Origin of the sequence: Pseudarthrobacter sp. NPDC058196, assembly GCF_042882685.1 — a bacterium.
In the GTDB taxonomy this organism is placed as follows: Bacteria; Actinomycetota; Actinomycetes; order Actinomycetales; family Micrococcaceae; genus Arthrobacter.
Genome location: NZ_JBHVVN010000007.1, coordinates 263,482 through 276,433, shown reverse-complemented (window position 1 = coordinate 276,433; position 12,952 = coordinate 263,482). Strand labels below are relative to the sequence as shown.

16 protein-coding genes and 1 pseudogene are annotated in these 12,952 nt (G+C 63.0%); 12 read left to right on the top strand and 5 right to left on the bottom strand.

The window, feature by feature from the left end; genetic code table 11:
• The first annotated feature begins 240 nt into the window (after positions 1 to 240).
• From ACFVVC_RS12405 to ACFVVC_RS12380, 6 genes and pseudogenes are all read left to right on the top strand, one after another.
• Positions 241 to 1,671: an MFS transporter gene (locus ACFVVC_RS12405; RefSeq protein WP_387453375.1), complete on the top strand. Its 1,431-nt coding sequence runs from the start codon at positions 241 to 243 to the stop codon at positions 1,669 to 1,671.
• Between the two features lie 159 nt (positions 1,672 to 1,830).
• The gene (locus ACFVVC_RS12400; protein WP_387453372.1) at positions 1,831 to 2,652 is read left to right on the top strand and encodes a sugar phosphate isomerase/epimerase family protein; all 822 of its coding nucleotides are present in this window, start codon (positions 1,831 to 1,833) and stop codon (positions 2,650 to 2,652) included.
• Positions 2,653 to 2,813: 161 nt separating this feature from the next.
• On the top strand, positions 2,814 to 3,605 hold the full coding sequence (locus ACFVVC_RS12395; protein ID WP_387453369.1) for an SDR family NAD(P)-dependent oxidoreductase: 792 nt from the start codon (positions 2,814 to 2,816) through the stop codon (positions 3,603 to 3,605).
• A gap of 394 nt (positions 3,606 to 3,999) precedes the next feature.
• Positions 4,000 to 4,422: a DeoR/GlpR family DNA-binding transcription regulator gene (locus ACFVVC_RS12390; RefSeq protein WP_387453366.1), complete on the top strand. Its 423-nt coding sequence runs from the start codon at positions 4,000 to 4,002 to the stop codon at positions 4,420 to 4,422.
• Positions 4,423 to 4,575, top strand: a complete 153-nt coding sequence (locus tag ACFVVC_RS12385) for a hypothetical protein (protein WP_387453363.1) — start codon at positions 4,423 to 4,425, stop codon at positions 4,573 to 4,575.
• A 30-nt stretch (positions 4,576 to 4,605) separates the two neighbouring features.
• Positions 4,606 to 4,686: pseudogene (locus ACFVVC_RS12380) on the top strand (hypothetical protein); the annotation flags it as partial.
• A 603-nt stretch (positions 4,687 to 5,289) separates the two neighbouring features.
• On the opposite strand, the gene ACFVVC_RS12375 reads toward ACFVVC_RS12380, so the two are convergent.
• Positions 5,290 to 5,880 carry a TetR/AcrR family transcriptional regulator gene (locus ACFVVC_RS12375; RefSeq protein ID WP_387453360.1) on the bottom strand — a complete coding sequence of 197 codons (591 nt, stop codon included), beginning with the start codon at positions 5,878 to 5,880 and terminating at the stop codon, positions 5,290 to 5,292.
• 118 nt (positions 5,881 to 5,998) lie between these two features.
• Here ACFVVC_RS12375 and ACFVVC_RS12370 point away from each other — a divergent pair, with 118 nt between their 5' ends.
• On the top strand, positions 5,999 to 7,108 hold the full coding sequence (locus tag ACFVVC_RS12370; protein ID WP_387453357.1) for an ABC transporter permease: 1,110 nt from the start codon (positions 5,999 to 6,001) through the stop codon (positions 7,106 to 7,108).
• 149 nt (positions 7,109 to 7,257) lie between these two features.
• Here the strand turns inward: ACFVVC_RS12370 and ACFVVC_RS12365 are convergent, their stop codons facing one another.
• Entirely contained in the window at positions 7,258 to 7,437 is a 180-nt protein-coding gene (locus ACFVVC_RS12365) for a hypothetical protein (protein ID WP_285246593.1), read from the bottom strand.
• Between the two features lie 257 nt (positions 7,438 to 7,694).
• Here ACFVVC_RS12365 and ACFVVC_RS12360 point away from each other — a divergent pair, with 257 nt between their 5' ends.
• The 3 genes from ACFVVC_RS12360 to ACFVVC_RS12350 all read left to right on the top strand — a co-directional run bounded on the left by ACFVVC_RS12360 (position 7,695) and on the right by ACFVVC_RS12350 (position 9,886).
• The gene (locus ACFVVC_RS12360; RefSeq protein ID WP_387453354.1) at positions 7,695 to 8,213 is read left to right on the top strand and encodes a hypothetical protein; all 519 of its coding nucleotides are present in this window, start codon (positions 7,695 to 7,697) and stop codon (positions 8,211 to 8,213) included.
• Positions 8,214 to 8,370: 157 nt separating this feature from the next.
• Positions 8,371 to 9,120 (top strand): hypothetical protein, encoded by a 750-nt coding sequence (locus ACFVVC_RS12355; protein ID WP_387453352.1) that lies wholly within the window; start codon positions 8,371 to 8,373, stop codon positions 9,118 to 9,120.
• 34 nt (positions 9,121 to 9,154) lie between these two features.
• On the top strand, positions 9,155 to 9,886 hold the full coding sequence (locus ACFVVC_RS12350) for a class F sortase (RefSeq protein ID WP_387453349.1): 732 nt from the start codon (positions 9,155 to 9,157) through the stop codon (positions 9,884 to 9,886).
• Here the strand turns inward: ACFVVC_RS12350 and ACFVVC_RS12345 are convergent.
• The gene (locus ACFVVC_RS12345; RefSeq protein WP_387453473.1) at positions 9,861 to 10,229 is read right to left on the bottom strand and encodes a hypothetical protein; all 369 of its coding nucleotides are present in this window, start codon (positions 10,227 to 10,229) and stop codon (positions 9,861 to 9,863) included. The two genes, ACFVVC_RS12350 and ACFVVC_RS12345, sit on opposite strands and share 26 nt — an antisense overlap.
• On the opposite strand from ACFVVC_RS12345, the gene ACFVVC_RS12340 reads away from it, so the two are divergent.
• Positions 10,120 to 10,455 (top strand): cupredoxin domain-containing protein, encoded by a 336-nt coding sequence (locus ACFVVC_RS12340; protein ID WP_387453467.1) that lies wholly within the window; start codon positions 10,120 to 10,122, stop codon positions 10,453 to 10,455. The two genes, ACFVVC_RS12345 and ACFVVC_RS12340, sit on opposite strands and share 110 nt — an antisense overlap.
• Positions 10,456 to 10,528: 73 nt before the next feature.
• Positions 10,529 to 11,059, top strand: coding sequence for a YbhB/YbcL family Raf kinase inhibitor-like protein (locus ACFVVC_RS12335; protein ID WP_387453346.1), 531 nt, complete (start codon positions 10,529 to 10,531; stop codon positions 11,057 to 11,059).
• Positions 11,060 to 11,084: 25 nt separating this feature from the next.
• On the opposite strand, the gene ACFVVC_RS12330 is transcribed toward ACFVVC_RS12335, so the two are convergent.
• Entirely contained in the window at positions 11,085 to 11,972 is an 888-nt protein-coding gene (locus ACFVVC_RS12330; protein WP_387453344.1) for an SDR family NAD(P)-dependent oxidoreductase, read from the bottom strand.
• 87 nt (positions 11,973 to 12,059) lie between these two features.
• The gene (locus ACFVVC_RS12325) at positions 12,060 to 12,947 is read right to left on the bottom strand and encodes an AraC family transcriptional regulator (protein ID WP_387453341.1); all 888 of its coding nucleotides are present in this window, start codon (positions 12,945 to 12,947) and stop codon (positions 12,060 to 12,062) included.
• Positions 12,948 to 12,952: the final 5 nt, after the last annotated feature.

Genomic DNA, 12,952 nt, shown 5'->3' with positions numbered 1-12,952 from the left:
CTGCCTCCATAGCACAGGCAGCGTGGCCGCCTGCCGGACGCCGACGGCGGGCCCAGCTTCCGGACGACCCCTTCCGCAAGACGTTGACAAGCGACTTTCATCACTCGTAAGGTTATTGCAACCGATCTCAGCAACCGATCTCATGATCGGGTCGCGAGCTGGAGAGCCGCAGTAAAGCAAGGGCCGGGCAAGCATCATGCGCCCCATATCCCATTACCCCTCCGCAGCAAATGTGAAAATATGGAGAGTTCAATGAAGACCTCAAAAGAAGCCGTTGGCAGGCCGGACACTTCGGAGTTTGCCGAAGTGTCCAAGCGTCCTCGCCGCAATGTGAATATGGTGGCAGGAACGATTGGCCACTTCGTGGAGTGGTACGACTGGTACATCTACGGGCTGCTTGCGGCGGTGTTTTCGTCCCAGATATTCCCAGGCGATTCCCCGTTCGCCTCGCTGGTGGCAGCATTGCTCACCTACGCCGTGGGGTTTGTTGTGCGACCGCTCAGTGGAGTCATCATTTCTCCGCTGGCGGACCGTTTCGGTCGCCGCCGCATCCTGACTCTGTCCATCTCCGGAATGGCGGTCGGCGCGCTGATCATCGGCCTCACACCCTCATTTGCGACCATCGGCTATGCCGCACCGATTCTTTTCCTGGTGGCACGCGTCCTCCAGGGCATCTCGGCCGGCAGTGAGGCGCAGAGTGCTATTGCCTTCATGGTTGAACACGCCCCGGCGAACCGGAGGGGCCTGTTCGGTTCATTTTCCAACACGGCGAGCGGCCTTGCGACTCTCGCAGCGACCGGCGCCGCGGCAATGGTGACGTCAGCGTTTGCCCCAGCGGACCTGGCCGCCTGGGGTTGGCGCATCCCATTCATTGCGGGCGGTATCCTCGGCGTCGTTGGCCTGATCTTGCGGTCCCGGGCCGAAGAGACTCCCGAATTTGAAGCAACTGCCCTCGTCGATCAGAAGTCCGCAGCGGCCCGTCTGATGGACCTGCTTCGGGAACATCCAAAGGCGCTGTTGCAAGCGGCAGCACTGTCTGCTCCGGCCGTAGCCTATTACACGTGGGCCACCTTCCTTCCCACCTACGCCAAGCTGACCACCGGCCGGGACCTGGCTTCCACACTGACCGGGAACGTCATTGGGCTTGCATTGCTCGTTGTTATCGTGCCGATCTGCGGCGCGCTGTCCGATCGGCTCGGCCGACGCAAGATCTTCCCCATCGTCGGCGCCATCGGCATGATCGTTCTCTTCTACCCTCTCCTGCTCCTGCTGAACCAGCCGGGGTTCGGTGTCTACGTTCTGGTATCGGCCTCGGGATGGGTGGTTCTCGGTATCTGGCAGGCTGTCTACCCGACCATTCAGGCCGAGCTGTTTCCGGCTTCAGTGCGAGTATCCGGAATTGGGTTCGCACACCAGATCGTCATCGCGGTCTTTGGCGGAACAGCGCCACTGATCGCCGCTGCGTTCGTTGGCGCCGGACAGCCCATGCTGGTCGCGGTTTACATGATTGTCGTCGTCGCCCTGTGCCTCGTCGTCTACTTCACCCTTCCGGAGACTGGCAGCCGTACCGGCCGTGCCACCGTGGCGCTGGCTGACGCTGAGGTAATTGAAGGCGAGCAGTTGCTGGTGGCTCCTTCTCATGCCACGCACGAGGCTAAGCGTTCCAGGTAGGCACGCCGGTACCACGCCGCAATGGCGGCTCGACCAGGCGACAGAGGCGTTTCCGCCCGAGCCTCGTCGAGCCGCCCGGCTCGCGCTCAGAGCCCTTTGCAGGGTTCGACATTCACGGCGCGCTGTACACAGGCGAAAAACAGAGAGAATTCCTTCACTATGAACCAAATGATCATTAACACGTTCTCCTATCTATGGTCAGCTACGGCAATTGATGCCATAGCCGAATTGACCGACCATGGGTACAGAAATTTTGAAGTTCCGATCAGCTCCCCACATTGCTGGCCGGATGAAATTACCGCCTTGGAGCGTTCGGCAACTCGCGCGAGACTTGATGAATACGGCGCAACGGTAAGGTCACTGAACGCCGGTGGATATGACATCAACTTGGCCAGCCCGGGCGCCAACATGCGTCGCAAAAGCATCGAGCACATTAAATCGGTGATTGAACTCGCTGCGGCATGGAATGTCCCCGACGTCGTGATATCCCCCGGCACAAGGCGCCCCATGATCTCACCATCACTCGAAAACACCTACGGGTGGATGTACGAGAGCATGGAGAACCTCATTCCGCTGGCCAGGCAGGCTGGCACACGACTGCTCTTCGAAAACACGCCCTATTGCTTCACCCCTACCATCCAGGACCTGGCAGGCGTTGTCAGCACTCTCAACGACGATGCAGTGAAGATTGTGTACGACGTCGCCAACGCCGCCTATATCGGAGAAGACCCCGTCGACAGCTTGCTCTCGCACCATCCATCGATCGGACTCGTGCACATTTCCGATACCGGCACCGAAACCTGGGGTCACGATCCAATCGGCACCGGAGTGATCGACTGGAAAGGATTAGGCAAAGCCGTAAGAGAAACCTGCGGCGTCAATAACGTCGTCCTTGAGATCATTCGCGAAGAAAACCCCGTGCAGGAATTCAATAAGGCCGTGCAGGATCTCAAAAATCAAGGCTGGGATCTGGGATCCTAACCCAAAGCCAAAGTTGCGGCCAGCCAGTCAATGTTTGTCTAACCATAGTGACATCAGTTTCCACTGCCACTTCTATGGGAAAGTCAGCCGGCTGTACAGGCCGAGACCCTTCTTCAGTCAAACGAATTCATGTGAACCCCCAAGTAAAAGGAATGTATGCAATGAAAGCTTTGGTAAGCGGCGGAAGCAGCGGCATAGGTGCGGCTACGTGCCTGAGAATCGCAGAAGCAGCCCTGGCCCGCGGTGAGCACCCAATGATTGCCGTGGCTGGACACGAATCGAACAACAGCCAAGACGAAGTCGTTCGTTCAATCCAGTCCATGGGTGGTACCGCCATCGCACTGGCGGGCGATCTCAGCGACCCCGACGTGCCACATCAACTCGTCCAGGCTGCTGTAACTGAATTCGGCGGCCTGGACGCGTTGGTAGCAAACGCCGGAATCGCCAACCCTGCAGCGCTCTGCGACGTATCACTTGAGGACTGGGACAACATGTTCTCCGTAAACCTCCGCGGCCCATGGCTCCTGGCCAAAGCAAGCTACCCGCACTTGAAGCAGAGCCAGGGCGCCGCTTGCTTTACCTCTTCCATGTCTGGCCAGCTACCCCACGCCGGATCCGGGGCCTACAGCCCGAGCAAGGCTGCATTGACGATGCTGGCCCAAACACTCGCGCTGGAATGGGCACCTGACGGGATCCGAGTAAATGTGGTATCCCCCGGCATGACTCACACGCGGATGACCGAAAAAATGTACGCTGATCCGCAAATCAAAAAGGCAAGGGAAAATATCATCCCGCTGGGGCGAATTGGCGATCCGATGGACATCGCCAACGTGATCGAATTCCTTGTGAGTCCGCTATCCGGTTATGTCACCAGCCAAGACATCTGTGTCGACGGTGGCTTCTCCAAGTCGATTCTTAGCCATATACCTGGTCGACCCAGCTCCAAATCCTGACGCCCGATCTGAATCGGCACCTCGAGAAGTGGACGTAAGCGCCGCCGCACCGGGGAAGACCAACGCTGCGGTGACCTCACCCAATCCGCCCGACGACCGCGCACCCTCGTGAGCGCCACGGGGGCCGTCCAGCGAGGTGATAATCCTGGAGACCGTCTGACAATTCGTTGGGTGCGGGTTACGAGTGAGCCCCCGGGGCGTGTCGCGTCAGCAGTTGCCTTCCGACGCTCGGTGGTCGTGGGTTGTTGCCTCGGCCTACAGCCGCAACGGCCTCCGACTCTCTGAGACCCGGGACTGGTCCAGGACTTCATTTACAGGTATCGCGTGGACTTCGGTTGAACGCCGCCGCAACCGATTCAACTATCAATGCGGCGCAGCACTTGAAAAAGAGAACGTGGCGCACGAGGAGCCCGACGTGAATCAAACAGGCATACCCCTTATCCCGGAGCAGCGACGTCAGGAAATTCTGCGGCTCCTGCGGCGGGAAGGTGTGCTCAGCATCCGCAGCCTCACGAACTACATGAACGTTTCCCACATGACCGTCCGCCGCGATGTCACTGCGCTGGAAGGTTCGGGACAAGTCCTCTCGGTACAAGGCGGGGTTCGTCTGGCGGAGCGGACAGGCCACGCCTCTCCCAAGAAGCTGGAGTCCAGGGCCCAACCCGAACTGCCCCTCAAGCAGGCCATTGCCCAACTAGCTGCCCGGCACATCGAGGACGGCATGGTCGTCTTCCTCGACGCAGGCACGACCTGCCTGTCGGTGGCGCCCCACCTCGGCGCACGCAAGAATCTCACGGTCGTTACCAACAACTTCTAGGTGGTTCCCAGCCTCTTCACCCACCCGCAGATCGAGGTCATTCACGTTGGGGGCGCCGTCGATCCATCCAACGGTTCCAGCGAGGGACGCATGGCAGCCGACGCAATCAAGGGCATCAATATCGATTTGTTCTTTCCCAGCACCGGAACCTGAAACTTGTCCCGAGGGGTCACAACGCCATCAATGAACAAAGCGGTAGTCAAAGTAGCCGCCCTCCAATCCTCCACCGCCTGCTTCCTTTCGGCAGACAGCACAAAGTTTGGAACGGTCTCGAAATTCCGGGTGGCCGCAATCGAGAATCTAAACGCAGTCGTCACCGATGAACAGCTCCCCCAGAAGATTAAGGACGACATCGTCGATCTCGGCGTTGCGGTCCATGTGGCCCCGACTGCGCACGCACAGCCTTTCGTAGGCGAGACCCTACGAAAGGGGTTATCAACATAGGGCACACCCCAACCGGACGTCAGGCAGGAACGAAACATGCGTCTGTATAGGGTCCAATCCGGCTCTCTCTGACAGGTCGCCCGCAGGGTCCTAGGCCCTAAACTGACGATTCGCATATCGAACTTCGTCGCAAACAAAGCCATCGAACCGCCCGCCACCAGCTCTCCGGCGCAGCGCCACGGCCTCCCTGCAGCGCCCGCACAACTCGCTGGATGGAAGCCGCAGGGCCAATGGTCACCGAGGGCGACTGCCGGCTGCGGCTCATGGAGCGGGATGGCACCAACGAGACTGCAACCGATACGACCGGCCGGGCAACCGGACGGCAAGGCTAAGACCCAGCCTGAGGAACTGGACAGACAACAAATGGGCCGGCCGTATCCCGCAACCCACGGCACCCCATCGCGGCGACCGCCAGGTGTTTTGCTAGAGAGCGGCGAGGAGGGTTCGGGCGGAGTCGAGGTATGCCGTTTCGGCATCCTCTCCGGCAAGGGCCGACTGGATGGCACAGCCCTGGATCAGGCCCATGACTGCCGGGGCAAGGCGTCGGGCCTGTAACTCCGCGTCTTCGGAGGGGCGGGAGGCACGCATCCACGCCTCCAAATAGGTCTCTATGTGCCCCCGAATTTGGTTAAGGATGCTGCGCGCCACCTCTCCAAGGCGCTCGTTGCGGACGGCTTCGCCCCACACCTGGACAGCGACCCCGGGGAAGAAGTCCATCCGCATCAGTCCGGCCATGAGCGCCACGATGGCCTGGTCGGGCGGCGGGACCGAGCCGTGCCCGTCAAGTCCCTCGAGCGCCCCCATCCGCTCGGCGAAAACCCGCCGGCCCGCATCAACAATCAGTTCCTCTTTGCTCCGGTAGTACACGTACACGGCACCAGCCGAGAGGCCCGCTGCCGCGATGATGTCCCCCATCGAGACGTTCGAGAAACCTTTCTCCGCCACGCACTCCAGCGCGGCCTGCTGGATGCGCTCCCGCATGGCAAGCCGGTGTTCTTCACTCACTTTCGGCATGGGTACATGCTACGACAAAAAGAAAACGAATGATCATTCTTGACGATTCAGCCCGGTAGATCCAAAATGAAGAACAAACATTCTTTTTCACCTTTGCACCTCGAAGGGCAGCAACTCCATGTCCACACTCATTGAACGCAGCCAGGCTCCCGGCCACCGGCAGGACCCCACGTCGGGCACTCACACCCCATGGCCGCACGCGCTGCGCACCGCCTTGCTCGCCGCAGCTGCCGTCTGCATCGTCCTGCTGGCCTTCTCCTGGCCGAGCGTCACGGCAAAGGTCCAGAACCTTCCCATCGCGGCGGTGGGAAGCCCAGACCAGATTTCCCAAATCACCGCCAAGGCTCCCGCCGGGAGCCTCAACGTGCGCACGGCTTCAAGCCGCGATGAGGCTGTAAAGCTCATCGAACAGCGCGAGGTGTACGGCGCGATTGTCCTGGGTGCTTCACCGGAGATCCTCGTCGCCAGCGCAGGCAGCCCGGTCGCATCGCAGGCACTGACCCAGGTGGGCGCCCAGATGCAGGCCCAGATCCAGAGCCAGGCAATCGCCAAGCTGCAGGAAGCCCTCACCCAGGCGGCAGCGAAGGCGCAGGGTGGCCAAACGGGGCAGGCCCAGCAAGGCGCACCGGTCACGGTCCCCCAGGTAACCATGACCGACGTCGTACCCCTTTCGCCTGACGACGCGCGCGGCACCGGACTTGCCGTTGCAGGCCTCCCACTGGCGATGGGCGGCATGATCGGGGGCGCGCTCATTTCGCTCCTCGTCTCGGGGACATGGCGACGACTCGGGGCGATCCTCGCCTACGGCGTTATCGCAGGAGCTGGGCTCGCCGGAATCCTGCAGGCCTGGTTCCACACCCTCCAAGGCAGCTACTGGACGAATGCAGGCGCGATCGGACTGGGAATCGTTGCAACGGCCGCCATCATCGTGGGCCTCAATGCACTCATCGGGCAGCCCGGCATCGCGATTGGTGCGATCATCACCCTCTTCATCGGGAATCCACTTTCCTCACTGACCCAACCCAAGGAGTTCCTCCCCGCACCATGGGGTGACGTCGGCCAATGGCTGGTCCCCGGCGCCTCCGGGACGCTTCTGCGCGACCTCTCCTACTTCCCCGATGCTGCCACCGCGTTCCCGTGGCTCGTACTGGCCGGCTGGGCCGCTGCCGGGGCGGTCCTGATCGCCGTAGGCCACTTTCGCAACGCTCCGGCCATCGCCGACATCTAGAACCGCCCACCCTGGCGTTGTAACGAAACCGGTTGAGTCAGAAGATTCAGGGTGGCGATCGTCTTTACCGGCCGCGATCCTATTGCAGTGGCGTCACAAGCCGGGCTCAATGGTTGCCCCGTAGAACGCCGGATGCACAACTCGTGCGACTATTCGGAACCGTCGTCTGCTGCTTCAAGATGTTTGGCCATGGCTTCAACTGCCTGGTTCCACCGTAGGGTGAGAGCTTGTCTGCTCAGTGGTTCGAACATGCCGGTCAGGACTTTCTCCAGCGCATCATAAGCGGCGTCTTTGACGCGTTCCTGAGCCGCCGGGCTGTAATAGTTCATACCAATGATTCGAGACCCCATCCGTAAAGGATGGCCGCTCGGGCCACCGGCCGGGGACCCGTCCGCGGAGGCGGCGGGGACGAATCACCAGTTGCAAGGGCGATACCGTATCGGCCAGAACCTTTTGGAGGGGCGTTCTCGTGACGCGACGACTAACCAAGGCGCCACCATCGCCCTCACGCCGTCCTATGATGACGGTGGTTGCAGCCGTGTCGATGTTCGCGTTGACAGGATGCGGTGCGGGCCCGGGTAATCCCGTGCCTGGTCCAGGTACGTCGGCAGCTGCCTCAGCCGGGGCAAGCTCCTCAGCAGCCGCAGCGCCCTCCGATATTCCCGCTGCGGACGCTGGTGGGCCATCGGCGGCTGCGTTGATGGTCTGCGGGGACGAAACCCGGGGCAATATCAGCCGGATCCTGGCCCTTCCCTCCGTTCCAGGGACCACGGCCTCCTGGGCGGACAAAATCTACACCTGCACCTACGCACTTCCCGCCGGGCCCCTCGTACTTTCGGTCAAAGAAGCAGCGGACCCGGATACCGCCCGAGCCGGCTTTCAGGACCTGCAGCAGACCACACCGGCGTCCGCACCGATCGAAGGATTGGCCAACCTCGGATTCCCGGCATTCCAAACGCCCGCCTCTGCCGTTTTCACGAAAGACAACTTTGTGTTGACCGTGGACGCGGCGGCGCTGCCGGAATCAGTGGGACCAAACCGAGTCACGCGGGCCGCGTTCGCGTACCAGGTGGCGACGACAGTACTTGCCTGCTGGTCCGAATAGCACCGCATTCCCCGGCAGGAACTCCATGGCCGCCTGTTGGGGAGAAGAGTTTCCCGGCAGTGACCAATCCGTGATCTGGGCCACAACGAATTGCTGAAGTCACAGTCATGGGCGTGCCCATCAGGGGAGCGTTCACTGTCAACGAAGGAAACACGTCATGAAGAAATCCGCTTTCCTGATTGCCCCGGTCCTGGCCCTGGGCGCCCTCGCGCTCTCCACCAGCCCGGCCCTCGCCGCAGACAACACGATGTACCAGGCAAACCTCGCAGCTATCAACGGCAGTAATGCCTCTGGAACCGTCATGATCACCGTCAACGGCGACCAGGCCACCGTGACAGAGAAGGTTTCCGGTCTCGCTGCGATGTTCAACGGCAGCCCCTACCCGCACGTCCAGCACATCCATATCGGTGCCAAGGGAACTTGCCCGGACATGTCAGCTGATACCAGCAAGGACGGCGTTATCAGCACCACCGAAGGCGCCCCCTTCTACGGCGGGATCGGTGCCACCTTGTCTACCAGCGGTGACACCAGCCCCGCTGCCGGGACCGACCTGAAGGTCGCCGGGATGGGCGCCTCCTACACCTACAACCGGACCTTCACGCTGGACGCGAAGACTGCTGATTCACTCAAGGCCGGGACCGCCGTCGTCGTCGTCCATGGCCTGGACCCGGCAACGCTGCCCGCCGCCGCGCAAAAAGAACCCAGCGATCTGGTCCCGTCCCTGCCCCTGGCCGCTACCTCGCCGGCCCTCTGCGGGACGCTGAAGGCAATGCCTGCCGGCGCCCCGGGCACCGGCATCACCGCCCCGGCCCCGGCCGGCCCGGACCTGGGCCTCCTCGCCGCCGGTGGCGGCCTCGTCCTGGCAGCCGGCGGAGCATACGCCCTCCGCAAGAAGATCGCAGCCTAAGGCCTGAGAAGGCAGACGGAATTTCAGGGCTCTGATGGGATCTGAAGCGAGCAGCCGCCGCGGACGCTTTATTGCTTCCGCGGCGGCCGCGCTGCTCCTGGCCGGCGGCATCACCACCATCGGCCTGGGCCTGCACGCCGCCCCACCCAGCCCCTCTCCAACGAGCAGGGTGACGGCTACGGCACCGTCTCCCGACCCGACCATTCAGACGCCGGCTGCGTCGCAGGCGGCTGTGGATCCGGCAGCGACCGGCTCGACCCTGCGGACAACGCTTCCTGCGCCGCCGGACGCCGCCCTGCCGGCCTCCGTCCCGGTCCGGGTCCAGGTCCCCTCCATCGGGGTCGATGCAGGCCTGATCCCGCTGGGCAAGCAGGCGAACGGCGAGATCCAGACCCCCACCGGTGAACCCGGCTCTCCCGGCGGCTGGTACCAGGACTCACCCACTCCCGGCCAAACGGGGTCCGCGATAATCCTTGGCCACGTGAACGCCACCAACAGCGATGTCGGGCTGTTCTACCGGCTTCACGAAGTCTCCCCGGGCCAGGACATCACCATCACCCGCGCAGACCACACAGCTGCCGTGTTCACCGTGGACAAGGTCGATGTCTACCGCAAAGCCACGTTCCCCACGATCGAGGTCTACCAAAACGCGGACCGCCCCGAAGTCCGGCTCATCACTTGCGGCGGCTACAACCCCGCCACGAGGGAATACCTGGACAACACCGTCGTATACGCACACCTCACCTCCAGCCACCCCGCATCCTGATGCCAGCACCGCCCGCCCGCTCACGGTCGGCCTCGGTCCCGGGCCTTCCGATGCCGATCCCAAAGGCCAACTCCATGAAGACCATCAAGACCAGCCAACGCCTCACCCTGACCCTGATAGGCGCAGCGACGATCATCGGGGCCAGCGCGTGCGGAACCACCAGCAGCGGCACAGGTTCGTCGCCGGCGTCGTCAACAGTGGCCGGGTCCGCCAGCGCCTCCATGGATCCAGGCATGAACATGGGCGCCTCCCCAATGGCATCGACAACACCGTCGTCAATGGGAGGGGCCACTGGCACCTCAAGCGGCTCCGCCGGGACGGCGGCCGAGAGGACGATCCACATCAAATCATTCGCATACACCGGCGCGGACAGTGTCCCGGCAGGATCGACGGTGACAGTGATGAACATGGACAACGTGGCCCACACCGTGACCGCGGACGACGGATCCTTCGATGCAGTCGTCAAAGCCGGGACCAGGACAACCTTCACCGCCCCGGCAAAGCCGGGCACCTACACCTACCACTGCACCTACCACTCCGACATGCACGGAACACTGAACATCAAATGAGCCACAGCTTGCCCTATCGCGGGGCCCTAAGCATACTGATGAAACACCACTGAATTAGTGCGACAGGAGACACATGAAGCTCGAACAGGACCCTTATTCCCGCCTGCCTCAACTTCCAGAGTTCACGCTGTCCAGCACAGACATTTCCGACGGCGAGACGCTTCCTGTTGCGCAAGCGAGCGGCAAAATGGGAATTCAGGGAGGCAAAGACCAGTCCCCCCAGCTCGCTTGGGAAGGATACCCTCCGGAAACCCGCAGCTTCGCGGTCACCGTATTCGACCCCGACGCTCCCACCGGCAGCGGGTTCTGGCACTGGGCGGCGTTTAATCTTCCGGTATCCACCACGACCTTGCCCTCGGGTGCGGCGGATTCCGGGTTGCCGGCCGGCGCCGTGCAGTTGGCCAACGACGCCGGCATGCGCGGTTTTGTGGGGGCTGCTCCCCCGCCGGGGCACGGCGTGCACCACTATCACGTCGTCGTTCACGCCGTTGACGTCGAACAACTGGACATTCCGGCCGATGCCAGCCCTGCCTACCTCGGTTTCAACCTCTTTACCCACGCCGTAGCGCGGGCCCGAATAGTGGCAACCTTCGAACAGCCCTAGCAGGGGGCCGGGCGAACGAAACAAGTCACCCTTGTGGGGCAGCCACCCAGCCCGCGGTCAGGCCGGTGACCCGGCTGCCGTCCAGGTCGGCCAGTTTGGTGGCCACGAAGTCGTGCGCCCAGGACGAGGTCTGGATCCGGAAGGCGGGCTCAGCGCCCTCCATGGTGGCCAGCACCACCGCTGCAACATCCGCCGGTTGCTGCGCGCTGCTGCTGGCGAACTGTGCGCTGGTTCGTTCCAGGTAGGCCGAGATGGCAGGGGTGTAGGAGCCGGCCGTTTCCAGCAGGGCGGGGACATCGATCCCGGCGTTCGCCACGAAGTTGCTTGACACCGCACCGGGTTCAATGACGTGCACCCCGACGCCAACGGTCCGTGCCACGGGTTGCAGGCTTTCCAGGAATCCTTCAACGGCGAATTTGGCGGCGCAATAGGCTTCGTTGAAGGGCTGGCCCACTATGCCGCCCACCGAACTGATGGTTACGACGCGTCCGCCGCTCTCACGCAGGTGCGGCAGGGCGGCGCGGGTCAGGGCCACCACGCCAAAGAAGTTGACTTCCATGGCGCTGCGGAAATCCTCCATGCCCAGCATTTCCACCGTACCCACCGCCGCACTTCCGGCGTTGTTGACCAGAACGTCCAGCCGGCCGTAGGAACTGATGCAGTACGCAATCTCACGGTCGATGTCCGCCGTGTCCGTGACGTCAAGCCGACGAATGTCCAGGGATACTTCTGCCTCATCGGCCGCGGCCCGAAGCGCGTCCGCGCGCTGCAGGTCGCGCATGGTGGCAATGGTGGTCCAGCCAGCCCGCGCGGCCTCCACCGCAGTGGCAAGGCCTATCCCCGTGGACGTTCCGGTAATCAGCACCACACCCTTGGCCGGCGTAGGTGACGGGGCAACGTTCTGTTCGCTCACGGGCGCTCCTTGGTGCTGCTGGTGCTTGGGCCATTGGATGCCTTCAGTTTCTCCGGCGTCCCCGGATCCAGCAAGGTGCAGGCTGCCTTACCCCTTCCGCTCCGCCCTGTACGCGCTGGGGCTGACCCCGTGCAGCCTGCGGAACTGGCGGGAGAAGTAGAACTGGTCCTGCAGCCCCACCTCGCGGCCCACCTGCGCGATAGTCAGGTCCGTGGTATCCAGCAGGTGCCGCGCCCGCGCCATTTTCAGGGCCGTGTGGTGTGCCAGCACTCCCCCGCCGGTCGCCTGCCGGAACAGCTTGCTTAGGTGCGACGACGAAACACCCACCAGCGCGGCCAGGTCAGCCAGCCGGATGGCACCGTCCGCCCGCTCCTCCAGGTAGTTCATGGCCTGCTGCAGCGGCGTCCCCTTCTCCGGAACGCGGCGGTCCACGGCCAACGTGGCCAGCAGCTTCCACGCCGTCCCTGCCGTGGCCATCAGGCGGGTGGGAGACTGGTCCTTCTCCAGGGCGCTGATGATCTCATCCAGCATCGCCGTCAGCCGGTCTGCCGCCACCACCGGAACAATGCACCGGCCCGGCCGGACCCCGGCGCCCTCAACCAGCTCCGCCGCATCCGTTCCGCGGACGTGGCACCACCAGATCGTCCATGGATCATCCGCGGCAGCACCGTACGCATGGGCCTCACCCGTACCGCCGGGAAGGACGACGGCGGTCCCCTTGCCAACGTCGGTCCGCGCACCGGCGGTTTCCACCCACCCGCGCCCGTCAACGCAGAGGATGACGATCGTTTCGTCCGCACCTTGCGGCCGGTAGCGGCCGTGGTCCGCGGCGGCGGGAAACAATCCTGCGTCGGTGACTATCAGGCGCCGGGTGATGGGACGGTGGAGGGCTTCGAGGACCAGGGGCCGGGGAACCACAACCAGCCGCTGGTTCTGGAATCCATGCGCCCGTTCCACTTCCGTCCCCTCCGTCACGAAAC

Coding starts and splice junctions, on each gene's coding strand:
- ACFVVC_RS12405 (WP_387453375.1), top strand. CDS start 241: ATGGAGAGTTCAATGAAGACCTCAAAAGAAGCCGTTGGCAGGCCGGAC.
- ACFVVC_RS12400 (WP_387453372.1), top strand. CDS start 1,831: ATGAACCAAATGATCATTAACACGTTCTCCTATCTATGGTCAGCTACG.
- ACFVVC_RS12395 (WP_387453369.1), top strand. CDS start 2,814: ATGAAAGCTTTGGTAAGCGGCGGAAGCAGCGGCATAGGTGCGGCTACG.
- ACFVVC_RS12375 (WP_387453360.1), bottom strand. CDS start 5,880: ATGCCGAAAGTGAGTGAAGAACACCGGCTTGCCATGCGGGAGCGCATC.
- ACFVVC_RS12370 (WP_387453357.1), top strand. CDS start 5,999: ATGTCCACACTCATTGAACGCAGCCAGGCTCCCGGCCACCGGCAGGAC.
- ACFVVC_RS12365 (WP_285246593.1), bottom strand. CDS start 7,437: ATGAACTATTACAGCCCGGCGGCTCAGGAACGCGTCAAAGACGCCGCT.
- ACFVVC_RS12355 (WP_387453352.1), top strand. CDS start 8,371: ATGAAGAAATCCGCTTTCCTGATTGCCCCGGTCCTGGCCCTGGGCGCC.
- ACFVVC_RS12350 (WP_387453349.1), top strand. CDS start 9,155: ATGGGATCTGAAGCGAGCAGCCGCCGCGGACGCTTTATTGCTTCCGCG.
- ACFVVC_RS12340 (WP_387453467.1), top strand. CDS start 10,120: ATGAACATGGGCGCCTCCCCAATGGCATCGACAACACCGTCGTCAATG.
- ACFVVC_RS12345 (WP_387453473.1), bottom strand. CDS start 10,229: ATGTGGATCGTCCTCTCGGCCGCCGTCCCGGCGGAGCCGCTTGAGGTG.
- ACFVVC_RS12335 (WP_387453346.1), top strand. CDS start 10,529: ATGAAGCTCGAACAGGACCCTTATTCCCGCCTGCCTCAACTTCCAGAG.